The sequence below is a fragment of the Tomitella cavernea genome (assembly GCF_016599145.1).
GTDB classification, from domain to species: Bacteria; Actinomycetota; Actinomycetes; order Mycobacteriales; family Mycobacteriaceae; genus Tomitella; species Tomitella cavernae.
Genome location: NZ_JAENKO010000051.1, coordinates 12793 through 28893 on the forward strand (window position 1 = coordinate 12793; position 16101 = coordinate 28893).

Below are 16101 nucleotides of genomic sequence, written 5' to 3' on the forward strand. Positions count from 1 at the left end.
TCCGTGCTCACCCGAGCGCGGGCCGGTCGCGGCTCAGCGCGGCCAGAAGCTCGCGTATCAGCGCGGGCCCCACCAGACCCGCGGCGTGCCGCCGCGCCGCCTCCACCTCCACATCGCCCGCGGCGCGCCGGGCGGCATCCAACCACCGGCCGATGCTCATCGACGGATAGTCCTGCCGCGCGTGCGCCCGCTCGGCCAGCGCCAGCTCCCGGGCGAATCTGGCAGAAGCTTCCGTATCCGGGCCCCCGTCACCGCCCGCGGCGTCATCTCCTGCAGCGTCACCGCCGACGAACTCCGCCACAGTCATCGCCAGCAGCACCGACGCGGTGACCGGCAGATCCACCACCGACTCCCGCGAGCCCGCGACGCCGGAGGTGAGTCGAGGCACCACTCCGCGCGCCAGGAGCCCCGCGAGCCTGCAGGCGGCCGCCGCGTGCCCCCCGGCCGCATGCGCGCAGGTGGCTGCCGCGATGAGCAGACCCATGTACGGGTCGACGGCCGCCGACCTCTCGGTGCCGTGCACACCGATGCCGTCCATCACGGCCTCCCAGTACCGGCGCACACCGCCGTCCACATCGCCCTCCGCCAGGTCCGCCTCCGCCAGCGCCGCCGCGATCGCCGCGCGGTACTGCGAGTCGGGGTGGCGCCCGCCCGGCGCCGACGCCCCGACCACCTCGCCCGCCCCGCGTGCGGCGAGGGCCTCGCGGCGCCCGGCCTCCGGCTGCCCCGCGCCGACCAAGGCGGCCGCGATGAACCCGCGCATCTGGATGCTCTCCTCGTAGGCGTGCACCTCCCACAGGACCTTCGCGGCCAACCTGTAGTAGTCGACCGCCTCACGATGGCGGCCCGCCTGCCCCGACAGCTGGCCGAGCATCTGCGCGGCCATCCCCTCGCTCCACCGGTCGCCCCGCTGACGCGCCAGGCCCAGGGCCGCCGTCGCGTCGCGCCGGGCCGCGGCCCAACGGCCCGCGTTCTCGTGCGTGTTGGCGCGGAAGGAATGGGCGAGGGCCCGCACTCCGGGGTCGCCTGAGCGCGCTCCGCGAGCGAACATCCGCCCGAGCCGCGTCGGCCGCGTCACGGTGGCCAGCCGCACGAGGTACGCGGCCTCCGCACTGGACGGCGGCCGGGTGCGCTGCAGGGTCCGGATGCGGCCACGCGTCCGCGCGATCGCGCGGCGGTCGTTGAGGAAAAGCTGGTAGCCGATGACGATGAGCAGCGCCAGATACAGCACGTCGGTGTCGATCGCCGCGTCGTGTGCCCACGCCGTCCGCTCCTGCCCGGAGCCCTGGGCGCGGGCCTCGAGCGCATTCCAGTGCGCCTGCACGCGCTCGCTCCACAGAGCCGCCTCCGCGTGGGACCCCCGGATGGACCAGAAGACCGACAGCACGGTGAACACCGGCAACACCACCGCGGTCCGCCCCGATTCCAGGGCCGCGCGCAAAACGAAGACGAGGTTCTCGTGCTCGACCTCGATCTCGATCATGGACTCGGCGGTGCCTCCGCGGATGATCTGCTTGGTGATCCGCGTGGACGCTTCCGCGGCCCACTCGCAGAAGTGCTCCTCCACCTCGTCGCGCTCTCCGGGCCGGGATTCGAGCAACTGCAATCCGAACTCGCGCACGGTCTCCAGCATGTGATACCGCAGCCCCACCGGCTCGTCCACCTCGGCGACTTCGAGCATGGACTGCTCGACCAGCCCTGTGATCGCATCGTCCACCGCACGGTCCACCGATGAGTCCGCTGCGGCGTCCCGTCCTCCGACCGTCGCGACCCCGCCGTCCATACCGCCTATCACCCGGCGCGCGGTGTCGATCCCGAATCCCCCGGGGAAGTAGCAGAGCCGGCGCATCGCGTCCTGCTCGCGCGCGTCGAGGAGGTTCCAGCTCCAGTCGATCACCGCGTGCAGCGTTCGGTGACGGTGCGGCGCCGCCCGATCGCCGCTGTTGAGCAGAGTGAACCTGTCGATGAGGCGTGCGTTGATCTGCTCCACGCTCATGGTGCGGACGCGCGCCGCGGCGAGTTCAATCGCCAGCGGCAGTCCGTCCAGGGCGGTGCACAGCCGCGCCACCGCCGCAACGTCGAGACGCACAGACGGCCGCACCGCACGCGCCCGCGCAGCGAACAATTCCGTCGCCGGCGACCCCTCCGCCGTACCGCCGCTGCCGCGACCCCCATCGTCGAGAGCCAGGTGCGCCACCGGCAACGGAGCCAACGGGTACGTCCACTCCGCGGAGATCATGAGCGGGATGCGGCTCGTGGTCAGGACGGTCAGGTGGGGACACGACGCGGTGAGATCGGCGACGAGGTCCGCGCACGCGCCGACGACCTGTTCGCAGTTGTCCAGGATCAGCAGCGTGGGAGTGGACGCCAACGACTGCTTCAGCCTGTCCCGGGGATCCGCCGCTGCACGCGACCGCCGGCGCGTCACCGGCTCCATCATCAGCCGTTCGGCGTCGCCCAGGCCGAGTGTGCCGGCGACTGCGGCCGCCACATCCTCACCGCTGCGCACGCCGACCAGTTCCACCAGCGCCACCCGGCCGTGCTCCGCGTGCGTCGCGCCCACCCTGTTCGCCAGCCGGGTCTTTCCCGTACCCCCAGGGCCCAGAATCGTGACGACACGCGACGAGTCGACGAGCGCGTGCACCGCGGCCAGGTCCGCGTCGCGTCCGATGAGCGCGTTCGGCTCCGCGCGCAGCCCGATCGACCACGGTGCGGCGGCCGTCGCCGACGCATCGTCGTCACCGCCTTCGGCCGGCACACCGCCCAGTTCGCCGCGCAGGATCGCCACGTGCACGGCGCTCAGCTCCTCGGACGGATCAGTGCCGAGCCCGTCCGCCAGCCTCGACCGGAGCTGCGCGTACAGCGCGACCGCCTCGTTGCCGCGCCCCGTCTCCGCGAGCACCCGCATGAGCTTCGCGTGCGCTGGTTCATCCATCGGCCGGCGCTCGCAGAGCTCACGCAGCAGCGGCAATGCCTCCTCGTACCTGCCGGCGGCCATCGCACCGTCGACGTGCACCGCCTCCGCGCGTTTCCGCATCCGGAATGCACTCGCGCGTAGTGCGTCACGCACCGGACCGTCCGGCAGATCGTCTCCCGGAACGCCGCGCATCAGCGCGGTGACCCGATCGAGCAGCGCGAGGGCCGGCGCCGCATCCCCCCTCCGCGCCGCGGCAGCGGCGTGGTCGATCCCGTCCTCCGCAGCCGACAGGTCCACACCGTTGCGGGCCGGCGTCAGCCGGTAGCCGGCCGGGCCTTGTTCCAGGGCGCCGTCAGGGAGCAGTGCGCGCAGCCGGGACAGCTGGGTGTGCAACGCATTCATCGGGTCCCGGGGCAACGCATCGCCCCAGACCTCGTCGATCAGCGATGCGGCGCTGGTGAACCGGCCGGCATCGAGGGCCAACGCCGCGAGGAGCGTCCGCGGGCGCCGGCCGGGCACGGGCACCAGCGCGCCGTCCCGCAGGACCGACACCGGCCCGAGAACGGCCACGACCGTGCCCACGGCCCACTCCGCATCCACCTGTGCAATCCCGTCATCCACCACGACAGCGTCTATCGTATTCGTCCCGCACCCCGACGAACGCATCTCCCGGGCACACCGATATTTTCGCGGGTACGATTGTTGTGAAAGCAAGTATTACTCTTCTTATGCGGCGTCCCGCCGTACGCGATCCCCGCCCCCGACCCGCTGCCCGCGGAAGAACCACCGCACGATTCCGACCCGCCGGCCGACCCCGGCCGCCGACCAGCCCTGAGGACCGATATCCGTGCCCGACTCCCCTCTCGATCAGGACGCGACCGCCCCGACGGCCGGCATCGCCGATTCCTCGATCGCCGACGCGCGGTCGCTGCGCGTGTGGCGCAACATGCTTTTCGCACACAGCACCATCGTGCAGGATCTGGGTGAGGAGCTCGCAGAGGAAGCGGAACTGACCCTCGCGCAATACGACGTGCTGCTGCGCCTGCGGGACAGTGAGGACAACTCCATGCGCATGGGCGAGCTGGCTGAGGGCGTGCTGGTGACCACCAGCGGATTAACGCGCGTTGTCGACAAGCTCGAGTCCGCGGACCTCGTCGAACGCGTGCGGGTGAGCACCGACCGCCGCGGGGTCCGGGTCTCACTCACCGACACCGGACGCGAACGGCTCCGGGAGGCGTCGCGCGTCCATCGCGACGGGATCCGTCGACACTTCACACGGCACATCACGGACGACGAGCTTCCCGCACTGGAGAGCTTCTTCTCGCGGCTGTTCGCCGAGGCGCGCGGGGTGCCCGCCGTCGAGTCGCTGCCGATGCCCGCAATGCCGCCGCGCAGGTGATACCCGCACACCGGCGACGGACCGGACGGACCATGCTGAAAGACTCCACACCATGGCCACCATCGCCGACTGGACCGAGGGCGCACGCCCCAAGACACTGCCCAACGCCGTCGCGCCCGTCTTCGCCGGCACCGGGGCGGCCGCCTCCATCGACGGATTCGTGTGGTGGAAGGCACTGTTGGCCCTCGTCGTCGCGGTCGCACTGATCATCGGCGTCAACTTCGCGAACGACTACTCCGACGGTATCCGCGGCACAGATGACGAGCGCGTCGGTCCCATGCGTCTCGTCGGCTCCGGCGCAGCCCGCCCCGAGGCCGTGAAGCTCGCCGCGTTCGGATGCTTCGGCGTCGCGGGGGTCGCGGGCGTCGCGCTGTCGCTCGTCAGCGCGTGGTGGCTGATCCTCATCGGCATCCTGTGCGTGCTCGGCGCCTGGTACTACACCGGCGGCTCCAAGCCTTACGGATACGCCGGATTCGGCGAGATCGCGGTGTTCGTCTTCTTCGGCCTGGTCGCGGTGCTCGGCACCCAGTTCGTCCAGGCCGGCCGGATCGACTGGGCGGGAATCGCCTGCGCGGTCGCGGTGGGCTGCTTTTCGAGTGCCGTGCTGGTCACCAACAACCTCCGCGACATCGACTCCGACGCCGAAACCGGCAAGACGACACTCGCCGTCACATTGGGCGACGCCCGGACGCGCGTGCTCTTCATGGGCCTCATGGCCGTGCCCTTCGCCGCCGCCATTGCGCTCGCGTTCCGCAGTCCGTGGGCTCTCGTCGCCCTGATCGCCCTGCCTCTCGCCGCACGCGCCGCCGCGCCGGTGCGCACCGGCGCCGACGGAATGGCGCTCATCCCCGCGCTGCGCGATACCGGGCTGGCGATGCTCGCCTGGTCGGTCGCCACCGGCCTCGCGCTCGGGCTGGCATAGCCCCGCGCCCCGCATCACCGCCGATCGGGGACCAGCACCGACAGGATCATGTTGACGATCGAGATCACGATGGCGCCCAGCAACGCGGTACCGAAGCCGCCGACCTCGAAGCCCCAGCCGAACTCCTGCGAGAGCCACGCGGTGAACATGAGCATCAGCGCGTTCACCACGAAATAGAAGATCCCCAGGGTGAGGATCAGCAGCGGCAGCGACAGCACCATGACGACCGGCTTGATGATCAGGTTGACCACCGTGAAGACCAAGGCCACCCCGAGGAACACCAGGATGGTCGCCCCGGTGTCGTGCTGGTCCGTGTCGAGAGAGATCCCGGCCAACAAGTAGGTGGCCACCCAGATGGCGACCGCGTTGCTGACGAGGCGTACTCCGAAGCTGATCATCCGACCATCGTGCCATCGTCACGGCCACCCGCCACCGTCACGCGGCGGAGTCCATGACGTCCCGCACCCTCGCGGCGAGGTCTTCCGGCGACGTGCGGGACTCGACGAGCCGTTTCGTCGGCCCCGACGCACCCGACAGCACCCCCAGCAGGATGTGCGCACTGGTGATCTCCCCCGCGTGTGCACGTGCGGCGTGCGCCAGGCCCGCGTGGAGGGTCTTCTTCGCGTCGGAATCCAGGCGGACCCTGCCGAACCGTCCGCCCCGCCGGCCCCTGCCCCGGCGACCGCGCGCATCGCCGCGACCATGACCGCACTCCCCTTCCGTGCCCGCCGGCCCACGCCTCCTCCCCTCCGCCGGGTCCGGCACGGCCCTGTCGGACGGGGTCTCGTCGGAAAGGGGCTCGTCCGACAGAGCGTCGGGGCCGAACTGCGCCTCGATGCTCTCCCGCACGGCGTCGAGGTCGATGCCGATCGACCGGAGCGCCTGCACATCCTCGGCGTCGAGCACCGCCCCCGGCCGCCCCGGCCCCGCGGAATCCTCCGGGCGGCCGCCGCCCGAGCGAATGTCCTCGCGCACCTGCTCCGCGGTGAATCCGGCAGCCTCGAGAGCCTGCCGCACGGGCGGTTCCCCCGCGAGCAGGATCGCGAGCAGGAAGTGCCGCGGATCGAGCTGGGCGCTGCGCAGCATGAGCGCCTCTTCCTGCGCGACTATCACCGTACGGCGCGCGTCGCGCGCAAATTTTTCGAACATCTGATCCTCCGTAACCTGATCCGTGCCGTGGCCTGCCGCCTGCGGAGCCCGCAATGAAGTGGGGCCCTCAATGACGTGGGTCTCGGGTGCGCCGGCCGTGCTTCTGGTGCACCGCCTGGCGGCTGACCTGAAGCAGGTCGGCTATCGCCTGCCAGGACCAGCCCTGACGTCGCGCTGCATCGACCTGCAGGGTCTCGAGCCTCTCGGTGAGCCTCCGTAGTGCACGCACCGCCACGAGCCCGATGGCCGGATCCGCCGCGGCGGCGCCACGCACCAGCGCGGCCGTCTCGTCCGGCGCCGCTCCGTCGTCCGCCCCGCCTCCGGTGACTCCGCGCATCGTCGATTCCACATCCATGACGTCAACCTATATTGACATTTCAACACTGTCAACATCCATTGACGCGACGCTCGGTCCACTATCGTGACGGGTCGTGACCATCGCCACCGAACGACCACCCGCGCCGCGCGCGGACGCGCACCGCGCCTTCACCGGCAGACGTGTGCTCGTGGCCGCGCTGGCGCTCATCGTCGTTCAGCTGGTGGTCCGCGGCGTCGTGGCCGCCCGCGGCTACTTCTATTGGGACGATCTGATCCTCGTCGCGCGCGCCGGCGAGCATCCGTTGCTGTCCGCCGACTTCCTGCTCTACGACCACGACGGGCACCTCATGCCCGGCGCGTTCCTCGTAGCGGGGATCCTCACCAAGCTCGCCCCGTTGCACTGGGCCCTCCCTGCGATCAGCCTCGTCGTGCTGCAGGCCCTGGCGTCTCTGGCCGTCCTCCGCGTCCTCCGCGTGATCCTCGGCGGCCGGCCCACGCTGCTCATTCCGCTGGCGCTCTACCTGTTCTCGCCCCTCACCCTGCCGTCGTTCGCCTGGTGGGCGAACGGACTCAACCAACTCCCCCTGCAGGCGGGGCTGGCCCTGGTGACGGCCGAGGCGATCCTGCTGTACCGGACGGGGCGCATCCGGCACGCCGTAGCGGGGGCCGGCATCCTTGTCGTCTCTCTCGCCTTCTACGAGAAGTCGGTGGTCATCCCGTTCGTCGCGTTCGTCGCAGTGGCGCTACTGGCGCACTCGGCCGGCGACCGCCGACCGATCCGCTCCACCGTGCGCGCGTGCGCGTCCCTGTGGGCCGGCGCCGTGATGATCCTCGTCGGATGGGCGACGGTCTACCTCTCCCATGTCGAGGCGCCGCTGCGCACCGATCATCTCGACGACGCGGCCGCGTTGCTGCACCACGGAACCTCGCTCGGATTGCTTCCGGCGCTGTTCGGCGGCCCGTGGAGCTGGGACCGCTGGCCGCCGAGCCCGCCCTGGGCCACACCGCCCGTCGTGCTGGTGGTCGGCGCGTGGCTCTTCATCGCCGCGGTCATCGTCGGCAACCACCTGCGCCGACGGCGCATCGGATGGGTGTGGCCCGCCGTGGCCGCCTACGCGCTGCTATCGCAGCTCGCGATGGTCCTCACCCGCGGCGGCGAAGGCACCGCGGTCGAGATCGCCCAGACGCTCCGCTACGTCGCGGACACCTCTGTGATCGTCGCCATCGCGCTCGCCGTCATCGATCAGTCCCCCCGCCGCGCCACGCACCCCGCGTTCCGGCCGATCCTGTCCGTGCGAACGCGGCCGGCGATCACCGCGGTGGTCGCCGCGGTCTTCCTCGCCGGCAGCCTGTGGTCCACCTTCACCTTCGAGCAACGGTGGCGGGACAACCCCACGGTGGACTACGTCCACAACGCCACGGCGGCGCTCGCCGCGCACCAGGACGTGCCGTTGCTGTCGCAGCAAGTGTCGATCTGGGTGCTGCTGCCGGTCGCGGCACCCTACAACCAATCCAGCGCCGTGTTCGGCCCGCTGCGCGAACGACCCGAGTTCGCCGACTCCACCCCCTCGCTGACCATGCTCGACGACGACGGACACCTGGTCCCGGCCGAGGTCTCCTGGATCCGCGCGCTCACCGAAGGCCTGGCACCCGGCTGCGGAACGCGCGTCACCGGGGAATCCGTCGCCGTGGCACCCGGGATCGACGGTGCCATCGCGCTGTCCCAGCCCGTGATCCCCTGGGTGTGGACGGCACAGCTCAACTATCTGAGCAACCGCGACGGGATGATCGAGGTCTCGATGCCCGGCGGAACGCCCGTCACCGTGCCGGTCCAGAGCGGTCTCGGCACGGCGTACGTGCGCCTGACTGGCGGCGGCGCGGCCGTCGACGTATCCGCCGTGACCCCCGATCTGAACCTGTGCTTCGGCGGCGGCCCGTTCGGTTCCGTGGTCCCCGCGCAGCCCCCGGACGGCGGGTCCCGCGCGGCTGCCGGAACCGATGGCCCCCGGCCGCACCAGTGAACCGTCCCGCCACGTCCGCACCGGGGTCCCGCCACCGCGTGGCGGCGCTGACGGGGCTGCGCGCCGTCGCGTGCCTGATGGTGCTCGTGTCCCACGCCTTCTTCTGGACCGGCAATTACACCGACGACGCGTTCGGCCGCTTCGGGGCACGGCTCGAGGTGAGCGTGCCGTTCTTCTTCGCGCTGTCCGGCTACCTGCTGATCCGTCCGTGGGTACGCACCGGACTCGCCGGTGCCACCGCGGCGAAGGGCCCCTCCCTCATCCGGTACCTGCGCGCCCGGGCGCGGCGGATCCTCCCGGCCTACTGGGCCGTCGTCGTCCTCGTATACGCCGTTTACCTGCTGCGCGATTCCGGCCCGTTCGGGCGCGGATGGGACGGGTTCCTGCGCAACATGACGTTCACCCAGATCTACGGCTACGGGCACCTCCACGATTCCCTGACCCAGCTGTGGAGCATCGCCGTGGAGGTGAGCTTCTACCTCGTACTGCCGCTGATCGGACTGGCCGTGGCGCGAGCGCTGCGGAGCAGGGGCGGGACGGCGCGGGCACTGCTGGCCCTCGCCGCCGTCGCCGCCCTTTCACCACTGTGGATCTGGGCCACCCACACGGATCTGTTCTACCGGCTTCCGGGCCTCGCCGCGGCGCGGGTGGATCTCACGGCGCAGCTGTGGCTGCCGAGCTTCCTCATCTGGTTCGCCGCAGGGATGATGCTCGCGGTGGCGGAGCCCGCCCTGCGGCGCCGCGGGTTCCCCCGGCGCCCGCGTCTGTTCACCGCCGCGTGCCTCGCGGTCTCCGCGGCCACGTTCGCCGTCGCCTGCACCCCGATCGCCGGAGAGGGCACGATCATGCCCGTGGGTACCGGCGAGTCGATCGCCAAGAACCTCCTGTACACCGCGTGTACGCTGGGCGTTCTGGCGCCGCTGACGCTGGCCCGCGGATGCGCGCGCCCCACCCTGTTCGCGCGTGCTCTCGCGTGGCGGCCGGTGGTGTGGCTCGGCGGGATCTCCTACGAGTTCTACCTGCTCCATCTGCTGGTGATGGAGCTGCTGATGGACGCGCTCGGGTACCGCCCTTTCCACGGCTCCGTCTCCGTGCTCGCCGAGGCGACGGTGGTGGTCACGATTCCGCTCGCCTGGCTGCTGGCGCGCCTCACACAGCCGCGCGGCGCGCGCCGTTCAGCACCGCACGATGACGCGCCGGCCGCCGGATCCGCAGGCCCGCACGCCCCCGGTCAGCCCCGCCAGCGGCCCGTGGCGGAGAACTCGTCGAGCACCGCCTCCGCATCGGAGAGCCCGAGGCCCTGACCTGCGACCCAACCATCGTCGTAATAGGTGTCGGCGTAGCGCTCGCCGCCGTCGCACAGGAGCGTGACGACGCTGCCCGAGCTGCCCTCGTCGGCCATGCGGGAGATCAGCTCGAACGCTCCCCACAAGTTGGTTCCGGTGGACCCGCCCAGCCGGCGCCCCATGACAGCGGATCCGTGGCGCGCCGCGGCGATCGACCCGGCGTCGGGGACCCGGATCATCTCGTCCACCACGGACGGGATGAACGACGGCTCCACCCGCGGCCGGCCGATGCCCTCGATCCGCGACCCGCGCGCGGCGGTCACCGTGCGGTCGCCGGTACGCCAGGCGTCGTGGAACACCGACCCCTCCGGGTCGACGACGCACAGCCGTGTGGCGTGCCGCCGGTACCGGATGAACCGCCCGATCGTCGCACTGGTACCGCCGGTCCCCGCGCCCACCACCACCCAGGCCGGGATCGGGTTGTCCTCATCGGACATCTGCTCGAAGATCGATTCCGCGATGTTGTTGTTGCCGCGCCAGTCCGTGGCCCGTTCCGCGTTGGTGAACTGGTCCAGGTAGTGGCCGCCGGTCTCGGCCGCCAGCCGCCGCGACTCGTCGTAGATCGCGCCCGGATCGGCCACGAAGTGGCACCGCCCGCCCGCACTCTCGATCAGGCCGATCTTGGCGGTGCTGGTGCTACGCGGGATGACCGCCACGAAGTCGAGCCCCAGCAGCTTGGCGAAGTACGCCTCGCTCACTGCGGTCGAACCCGACGACGCCTCGATCACCGTCGTCTCCGGTCCGATCCACCCGTTGCAGAGCGCATGCAGGAACAGCGACCGCGCCAGCCTGTGCTTGAGGCTGCCCGTGATGTGGGTGGACTCGTCCTTGAGGTACAGCTGGATACCGCCGCGCTCCGCCGTCGCCCCCGCCCAGGAGACGGCCAGCGGGTAGCGCAGCAGGTGCGTATCGGAGCTGCGGCGCGCGTCCGCGCCGATGAGCCGGACCGCGTTGTCGCACCAGGCGCGTTCGGCCACGACGGTATGGGAGGCGCTCACTCGACCTCGCCGCGGAGCTTCGCCTCGAGGTTCTCCCGGTGCGCCCTGCGGGTCGCGTCGACGGCGGCGATGTCCTTGTTGACCGCCATCCGCATCGACTTGAACAGCACCATCGACAACGGCAGCGACACGAGTAGTGCGAGGACCATCGCCAGCAGCAGCGGAAACTCGTCCACCGCGACGCTCCCGACGACCATGATGATCGCGGTGAGTGCAGCGAACAGCGCCAGCCGCGCGAGCGTGTAGAACACGAGGTTCTTGGCCAGGCTCTTCTTCGCCGACGGCTGGGTTTCCGCTGCCCGGGCCTCGCCGGTGCCGCGGACGCGGTTCACATCGTCACTCACACGCCCCAGGCTACCTGCCCCGCGCACCCGGCCCGGCGACGGCGGTGGCGATTGTGACCCCGGCGGCTCGCACCCCGCCGCCGGTGACCGACGTTATGGCGGCGGTGCCGCCGCCCCGATACGCTCATGGTCATGCCGGAACGGGCGCAACAAGGAGGGAGTCGGACGTGATCTACGTGCTGGCCGCGATCGGTCTCGCGACGCTGGTGGTCCTGGGATGGCGAGCGTTCGCCCCCGACTTCACCCCGCGCCGCGGTCCCGCCCCCGACGACGACCCCGAGTTCCTCCGCGGCCTCAACGTCCGCCCCGATCCTTCCGACCGGGAAGACTGACCGGGGCGACGGACAGAGGAAGACTTTCAACGACGGGAGCGTGGCCGCGGCCCCGCTCCCGTCGTATGCTGCGGCGTCAGGTCAGCCCGGCGTACGAGTGCAGGCCCGAGACGACCATGTTGATGATGAACAGGTTGAACAGCATCGCCACGAACCCGGCGACGTTGATCCACGCGGCCTTCGTGTCCCGCCAGCCGGCAGTGGCGCGCGCGTGCAGGTATGCGGCGTAGACGATCCACGCGATGAACGAGACGGTCTCCTTGGGGTCCCACCCCCAGAACCTGCCCCACGCGGCCTCGGCCCAGATGGCCCCGCAGATGACGCCGATGCCGAAGATCGGGAACCCGAAGACCACGGTCTTGTAGGCCAGCCGGTCCAGGTATTGCGCGTCCGGCAGTTTGGCTGCGAAACGCCCCGCGCGGGTGTCGGCCTCTTCGCCCTTGGGGAACCGGATGCGGAACAGGAACAGCATGCTGGCAACGCCGGAAACGAGGAAGATGCCGCTGCCGATACAGATGATCGTCACGTGGATCGGCAACCAGTAGGACTGCAGGGCCGGCACCACGGGTGCGGCCGTGGCGTAGAGCACCGTGCCCGCGACGAACATCAGGATGACGACCGGTACCAGCACGAAGGCCAGCAACGGCCGCTTGCTCTGCGCACGCAGCGTGCACACGGCGACGGCGGCGCCGACGAGGCAGGCCATCGATACGAACTCGTACATGTTGCCCAGCGGCATGCGTTCGGTCGCGAACCCGCGCAACACCATGCTCGCCAGGTGCAGCAGAACCCCCAGGACCGTCAGCGAGAAGCCCATATTCGCCAGGCGTTCCTGGAGCGGGCGGGCCGCTCCTTTCACCCCCGAGGGCTCATCCGGATCTGCACCGGTGCCGCCGTCCGTCCCCGCCGGCGCGGGTTCACCCTCCCCCGCGGCGACGCCCACCAGTTCACGTGCACGGTCCTTCGCCGTGACGGCCTTGGTACGCATCGACGCATACGAGGCCATGATCAGCAACACGGCCAGTACATATATGACGAATGCGGACTTGAATGCGAAGTCGCTGTACTGTGCAAGATTCTCGTTGACGGGCATCCTCTACTCCTGCGTCCCTTCCGCTGCTGCGCGCGCTGTGCCGCCGTTACCACCCGAGTGCTCGGCGAAGAGCCGCTCGGACAGCCGGGTGAATTCGCCGCCCCAGCCTGCGTGATCGGTCCGGGCAAGACCGCCAAGCTCTACTACAGTACGTCGCAGCGGCGGTTCGGGTCCATCACCGGCCGCCGCCGCATCCAGCGCGGGCGACATGCGCGCCCACACGCGCCGCCGCTTGATCAGCAGCGACACCAGCAATCCACCGATCATCGTCACGGCGAACACGAGCACCCACGTCTGTGCAGGGTCGTGCGACACCTGGACGTTGATGAACTCTTCCGCGCCGTCGAAGCGGATGACGGTCCCGTCGTCGAGGGTCGTCGACTCGCCGGGCATGAGGTTGACGCGGTCCTTCTTGACCAGCCGCCCCTGGTCGATCATCGACTGGTTGAGCCTGAAGATCGACGTGGACAGCCCGCTGTTGATGCCGGTGTCGCCCTTGAACACGTCGATGGCGACGGCCGGGTTGAGCATCTCCGCGTTGACCGACGTCATCAATGTGCCGTTTTCACCGGTGAAGCGCGCCGTGGGGGCGAACAGCCCCTGGATCGCGATCTGGTTCTGCCGTGCCTCGTCGGGGCCCGCATACATCCCGGCCGGCGGGTCGAACGTCATCGCGCCCGCGCTGAGGAACGTGGTGGCGTCCTCCGGGGCGAACTGCAACGTCTGCGTGTTGGACTCGCCGCCCGGGAAGGTGACGGTGAATGTGGGCGCGAACCCGTGCCCCTGCAGATAGACGCGGTCGCCGTCGACCCGCAGCGGCTCATTCACCTGGAGCCGGTAGTCCTGCCATTCTTCGGAGCCGGCGGCCACCTGCGCCTCGGTCTGGTACTGGATGTTCGAGGTGAACATCTCCGCCTGGCCGTTGGGGAGGTAGTCGGCGGTGAAGTCGTCGACGCGGATGCAGAACCCGGAAAGCCCCGTGCCATCGATGTCGAGCCCCGCCCGGAACGAGTCGTAGGCGGCCGGGGTGGTGTTGCAGAAGCCGTACTGGCCGCTGTCGGCGATGACGATCCGGTTCCCCTCGTAGCCGTAGATCTTGCCCATCGCGATGGCGACGAGCAGGCCCACGAGGGAGAGGTGGAAGATCAGGTTGCCGACCTCGCGGAGGTAGCCGCGCTCCGCGGACACCGTCACCGCCCGTACGCCGCCCCGCGTCTCCTCACGGGTCTCGGTCCGCCAGCCGCGCAGCATTCCACGAACGGTGGCCGCCGCTTCGTCCACGTCGCCGGCGACCTCCCCCGACGCGTGATGAGGCAGGCGGGACAACCGCCGCGGGGCGCGCACCGGCGCAGTGCGCAGTGCCTTCGCGTGGGCGCCGACACGGGGAGTGATGCACCCGACCAGCGAGATGAACAGCAACACGTAGATGGCCGTGAACCAGAAGCTGCCGAAGACGTTGTAGACCTCGAGCTTGTCGAACAGCGGGCCGATGATTTCGTGGTCGGCGATGTACTCGTCGACCTTCTGCGCGTTCAGGCTGCGCTGCGGGACCAGCGCCCCGGGAATCGCGGCCAGCGCAAGCAGGAACAGGAGCACCAGGGCGGTGCGCATGCTCGTCAGCGATCGCCACAGGTTGCGCACGATCGCGAACACGCGGCGCAGCGGGCCGCGCCCGCCGCCGGGCCGCCGCGGTCGCTCCCGCGGCGGAGTCTGGGGCTGCGGCTGCGGCTGCGTTGACGTGCTCACTGCAACTCCCTCACCGCTGGTCCTCCTTCATACATGGCCGCCCCTGCGGGGCGGGTTCGTATTCGCTGCACCAACGCCCCTCAGATCGGCAGGACCGTATCGGAGACGAACGCGGCCTGGATCCACCCGACGAACTCGCCCCACATGCCCGTCACCAGTGCGACGCCGACTGCGATCATCATGATCCCGCCGAAGATCTGGATGGCGCGCGCGTGGCGGCGCAGGAAGCCCACGCCGCGCAACGCGGCCGCCGAGCCGAACGCCAGCACGACGAACGGCAGCCCGAGTCCGATGCAGTAGGCGACGATGAGCACCACGCCGCGCACCGCGGTGGTGCCCTCCGTGCCCGCCGCCACCGATATCACTCCGGTGAGCGTGGGTCCCAGGCACGGCGTCCAGCCCAGGGCGAAGACAGCCCCCAGCAGCGGCGCGCCCACCAGCGAGGTCAGCCGCGTCGGCACGTGCCGCGTATCCCGCTGCAGCAGCGGGAAGAACCCGAGGAACACCAGCCCCATCGCGATGGTGACGACGCCGCCGATGCGTTCGATCAGCTGCCTGTTCTCGCCGAGCACGGTGATCGCGCCGAAGACGGTCGCGGTGAGCAGCACGAACACCACGGTGAAGCCCGTGACGAACATGGCCGCCGCGCCCGCGACGCGCATCCGGCCGGCCCTGCGCGTGCTCGATCGCGCCTCGTCCACCGTCACCGCCGGCGCCTCCGCCCCCGCGACGCCCGCCAGGTAGGACAGGTATCCGGGCACCAGCGGCACGACGCACGGCGACGCGAACGACACCAGCCCGGCCAGCACGCAGGCGGCCAGCGCCAGCAGGAGCGGGCCGCTGGACGCCGCGGTGTAGAAGGCGTTGTCCTCGACGCCCGCGGCGAGGAGCAGTGGGCCGGTCATGGTGCCGCCGGCTGTTCCGCCGCGATCCGTTCCACCACGGGTTGCAGCTCCTCCGCGGTGAGCGCCTTGAGGAACACCGCCGCCACCCGGTGCCCACGGTCGAGAATCAGCGTCGAGGGCACGACGTTGGCGGGGAAGTTACCGAGCGCGCCCAGCGTGCGCATGGGCGGATCATAGATCGACGGGTAGCTCACTTCGTTGGTGCGGAAGAAGTGCTGCGCCTTGTCCTTGTTGTAGTCGCGCACGTCGATGCCGAGGAACTGCACACCCTGGTCGCGCGTCGCCTCGTACACGGACTCCAGCGCGGGCACCTCGGCGCGGCACGGACCGCACCATTGGCCCCACACGTTGAGCACGACCACCTTGCCCGCGTAGTCGTCCAGGCTGATGGTGGCGTCGTCCTCCATCAGCGACGGCCCGGAGATGTCGCCGATCGTGCCGCGCGCGGAGGGGGGATCGTAGAAGATCTCCGTCTGGCCACCCGGGGAGACGAACTGGAACGACCCGCCCTGCGCCACCGCGTCCGACCCCGTGGAGCATCCGGCGAGCACCAGCACCGCGGCCGCGAGCATCGTCGCCGCCGCGGCAGCGGTCGGCCGGCGCCGCAGCCG

The 16101-nt window shown here is 70.5% G+C and carries 15 protein-coding genes; 5 read left to right on the forward strand and 10 right to left on the reverse strand.

The features are described 5' to 3' along the window. Positions 1–7: 7 nt before the first annotated feature. Entirely contained in the window at positions 8–3538 is a 3531-nt protein-coding gene (locus tag JJ683_RS15490) for an AfsR/SARP family transcriptional regulator (RefSeq protein ID WP_200175446.1), read from the reverse strand. Between the two features lie 226 nt (positions 3539–3764). Between JJ683_RS15490 and JJ683_RS19235 the strand changes: the two genes are divergently transcribed. Together JJ683_RS19235 and JJ683_RS15500 are read left to right on the forward strand one after the other, a co-directional pair. Continuing rightward, positions 3765–4316 (forward strand): MarR family winged helix-turn-helix transcriptional regulator, encoded by a 552-nt coding sequence (locus tag JJ683_RS19235; RefSeq protein ID WP_200175447.1) that lies wholly within the window; start codon positions 3765–3767, stop codon positions 4314–4316. Positions 4317–4368: 52 nt separating this feature from the next. Further along, positions 4369–5238: a 1,4-dihydroxy-2-naphthoate polyprenyltransferase gene (locus JJ683_RS15500; protein ID WP_200175448.1), complete on the forward strand. Its 870-nt coding sequence runs from the start codon at positions 4369–4371 to the stop codon at positions 5236–5238. A gap of 14 nt (positions 5239–5252) precedes the next feature. Here JJ683_RS15500 and JJ683_RS15505 read toward each other — a convergent pair whose 3' ends face one another. The 3 genes from JJ683_RS15505 to JJ683_RS15515 form a co-directional block, all read right to left on the reverse strand. Continuing rightward, complete coding sequence (locus tag JJ683_RS15505; RefSeq protein ID WP_200175449.1) at positions 5253–5636, reverse strand: phage holin family protein; 384 nt, start codon at positions 5634–5636, stop codon at positions 5253–5255. 37 nt (positions 5637–5673) lie between these two features. After that, the gene (locus JJ683_RS15510) at positions 5674–6387 is read right to left on the reverse strand and encodes a Clp protease N-terminal domain-containing protein (protein WP_200175450.1); all 714 of its coding nucleotides are present in this window, start codon (positions 6385–6387) and stop codon (positions 5674–5676) included. Positions 6388–6454: 67 nt separating this feature from the next. Next, positions 6455–6724: a helix-turn-helix domain-containing protein gene (locus JJ683_RS15515; RefSeq protein WP_242474767.1), complete on the reverse strand. Its 270-nt coding sequence runs from the start codon at positions 6722–6724 to the stop codon at positions 6455–6457. A gap of 100 nt (positions 6725–6824) precedes the next feature. Here JJ683_RS15515 and JJ683_RS15520 point away from each other — a divergent pair, with 100 nt between their 5' ends. Further along, the gene (locus tag JJ683_RS15520; RefSeq protein WP_200175461.1) at positions 6825–8726 is read left to right on the forward strand and encodes a hypothetical protein; all 1902 of its coding nucleotides are present in this window, start codon (positions 6825–6827) and stop codon (positions 8724–8726) included. 38 nt (positions 8727–8764) lie between these two features. Beyond that, complete coding sequence (locus JJ683_RS15525; RefSeq protein ID WP_307810970.1) at positions 8765–10030, forward strand: acyltransferase family protein; 1266 nt, start codon at positions 8765–8767, stop codon at positions 10028–10030. On the opposite strand, the gene cds1 is transcribed toward JJ683_RS15525, so the two are convergent. Next, the gene (gene cds1 / locus JJ683_RS15530; RefSeq protein ID WP_200175451.1) at positions 9958–11070 is read right to left on the reverse strand and encodes an L-cysteine desulfhydrase Cds1; all 1113 of its coding nucleotides are present in this window, start codon (positions 11068–11070) and stop codon (positions 9958–9960) included. The two genes, JJ683_RS15525 and cds1, sit on opposite strands and share 73 nt — an antisense overlap. Then, positions 11067–11414, reverse strand: coding sequence for a DUF4229 domain-containing protein (locus JJ683_RS15535; RefSeq protein ID WP_307810971.1), 348 nt, complete (start codon positions 11412–11414; stop codon positions 11067–11069). Before JJ683_RS15535 ends, cds1 begins: the two co-directional genes overlap by 4 nt. A gap of 167 nt (positions 11415–11581) precedes the next feature. Between JJ683_RS15535 and JJ683_RS15540 the strand changes: the two genes are divergently transcribed. Beyond that, a complete protein-coding gene (locus JJ683_RS15540; protein WP_200175453.1) occupies positions 11582–11746 on the forward strand; it encodes a hypothetical protein in 165 nt (54 codons plus the stop codon). A 76-nt stretch (positions 11747–11822) separates the two neighbouring features. On the opposite strand, the gene ccsB is transcribed toward JJ683_RS15540, so the two are convergent. From ccsB to JJ683_RS15560, 4 genes are all read right to left on the reverse strand, one after another. Then, positions 11823–12839: a c-type cytochrome biogenesis protein CcsB gene (gene ccsB / locus JJ683_RS15545; RefSeq protein ID WP_200175454.1), complete on the reverse strand. Its 1017-nt coding sequence runs from the start codon at positions 12837–12839 to the stop codon at positions 11823–11825. 3 nt (positions 12840–12842) lie between these two features. After that, positions 12843–14450: a cytochrome c biogenesis protein ResB gene (gene resB / locus JJ683_RS15550; RefSeq protein WP_200175463.1), complete on the reverse strand. Its 1608-nt coding sequence runs from the start codon at positions 14448–14450 to the stop codon at positions 12843–12845. Positions 14451–14665: 215 nt separating this feature from the next. Further along, positions 14666–15490: a cytochrome c biogenesis CcdA family protein gene (locus JJ683_RS15555; protein ID WP_200175455.1), complete on the reverse strand. Its 825-nt coding sequence runs from the start codon at positions 15488–15490 to the stop codon at positions 14666–14668. Beyond that, positions 15487–16062, reverse strand: a complete 576-nt coding sequence (locus JJ683_RS15560; protein WP_200175464.1) for a TlpA disulfide reductase family protein — start codon at positions 16060–16062, stop codon at positions 15487–15489. The genes JJ683_RS15555 and JJ683_RS15560 overlap by 4 nt, the downstream gene beginning before the upstream one ends. Between the last annotated feature and the right edge of the window lie 39 nt (positions 16063–16101).

Excerpts from the sequence above, each read along its gene's own strand:
- JJ683_RS15500 (WP_200175448.1), top strand. The coding sequence starts at position 4,369 with ATGGCCACCATCGCCGACTGGACCGAGGGCGCACGCCCCAAGACACTG.
- JJ683_RS15505 (WP_200175449.1), bottom strand. The coding sequence starts at position 5,636 with ATGATCAGCTTCGGAGTACGCCTCGTCAGCAACGCGGTCGCCATCTGG.
- JJ683_RS15510 (WP_200175450.1), bottom strand. The coding sequence starts at position 6,387 with ATGTTCGAAAAATTTGCGCGCGACGCGCGCCGTACGGTGATAGTCGCG.
- JJ683_RS15515 (WP_242474767.1), bottom strand. The coding sequence starts at position 6,724 with ATGCGCGGAGTCACCGGAGGCGGGGCGGACGACGGAGCGGCGCCGGAC.
- ccsB (WP_200175454.1), bottom strand. The coding sequence starts at position 12,839 with ATGCCCGTCAACGAGAATCTTGCACAGTACAGCGACTTCGCATTCAAG.
- resB (WP_200175463.1), bottom strand. The coding sequence starts at position 14,450 with ATGCGCACCGCCCTGGTGCTCCTGTTCCTGCTTGCGCTGGCCGCGATT.
- JJ683_RS15555 (WP_200175455.1), bottom strand. The coding sequence starts at position 15,490 with ATGACCGGCCCACTGCTCCTCGCCGCGGGCGTCGAGGACAACGCCTTC.
- JJ683_RS15560 (WP_200175464.1), bottom strand. The coding sequence starts at position 16,062 with ATGCTCGCGGCCGCGGTGCTGGTGCTCGCCGGATGCTCCACGGGGTCG.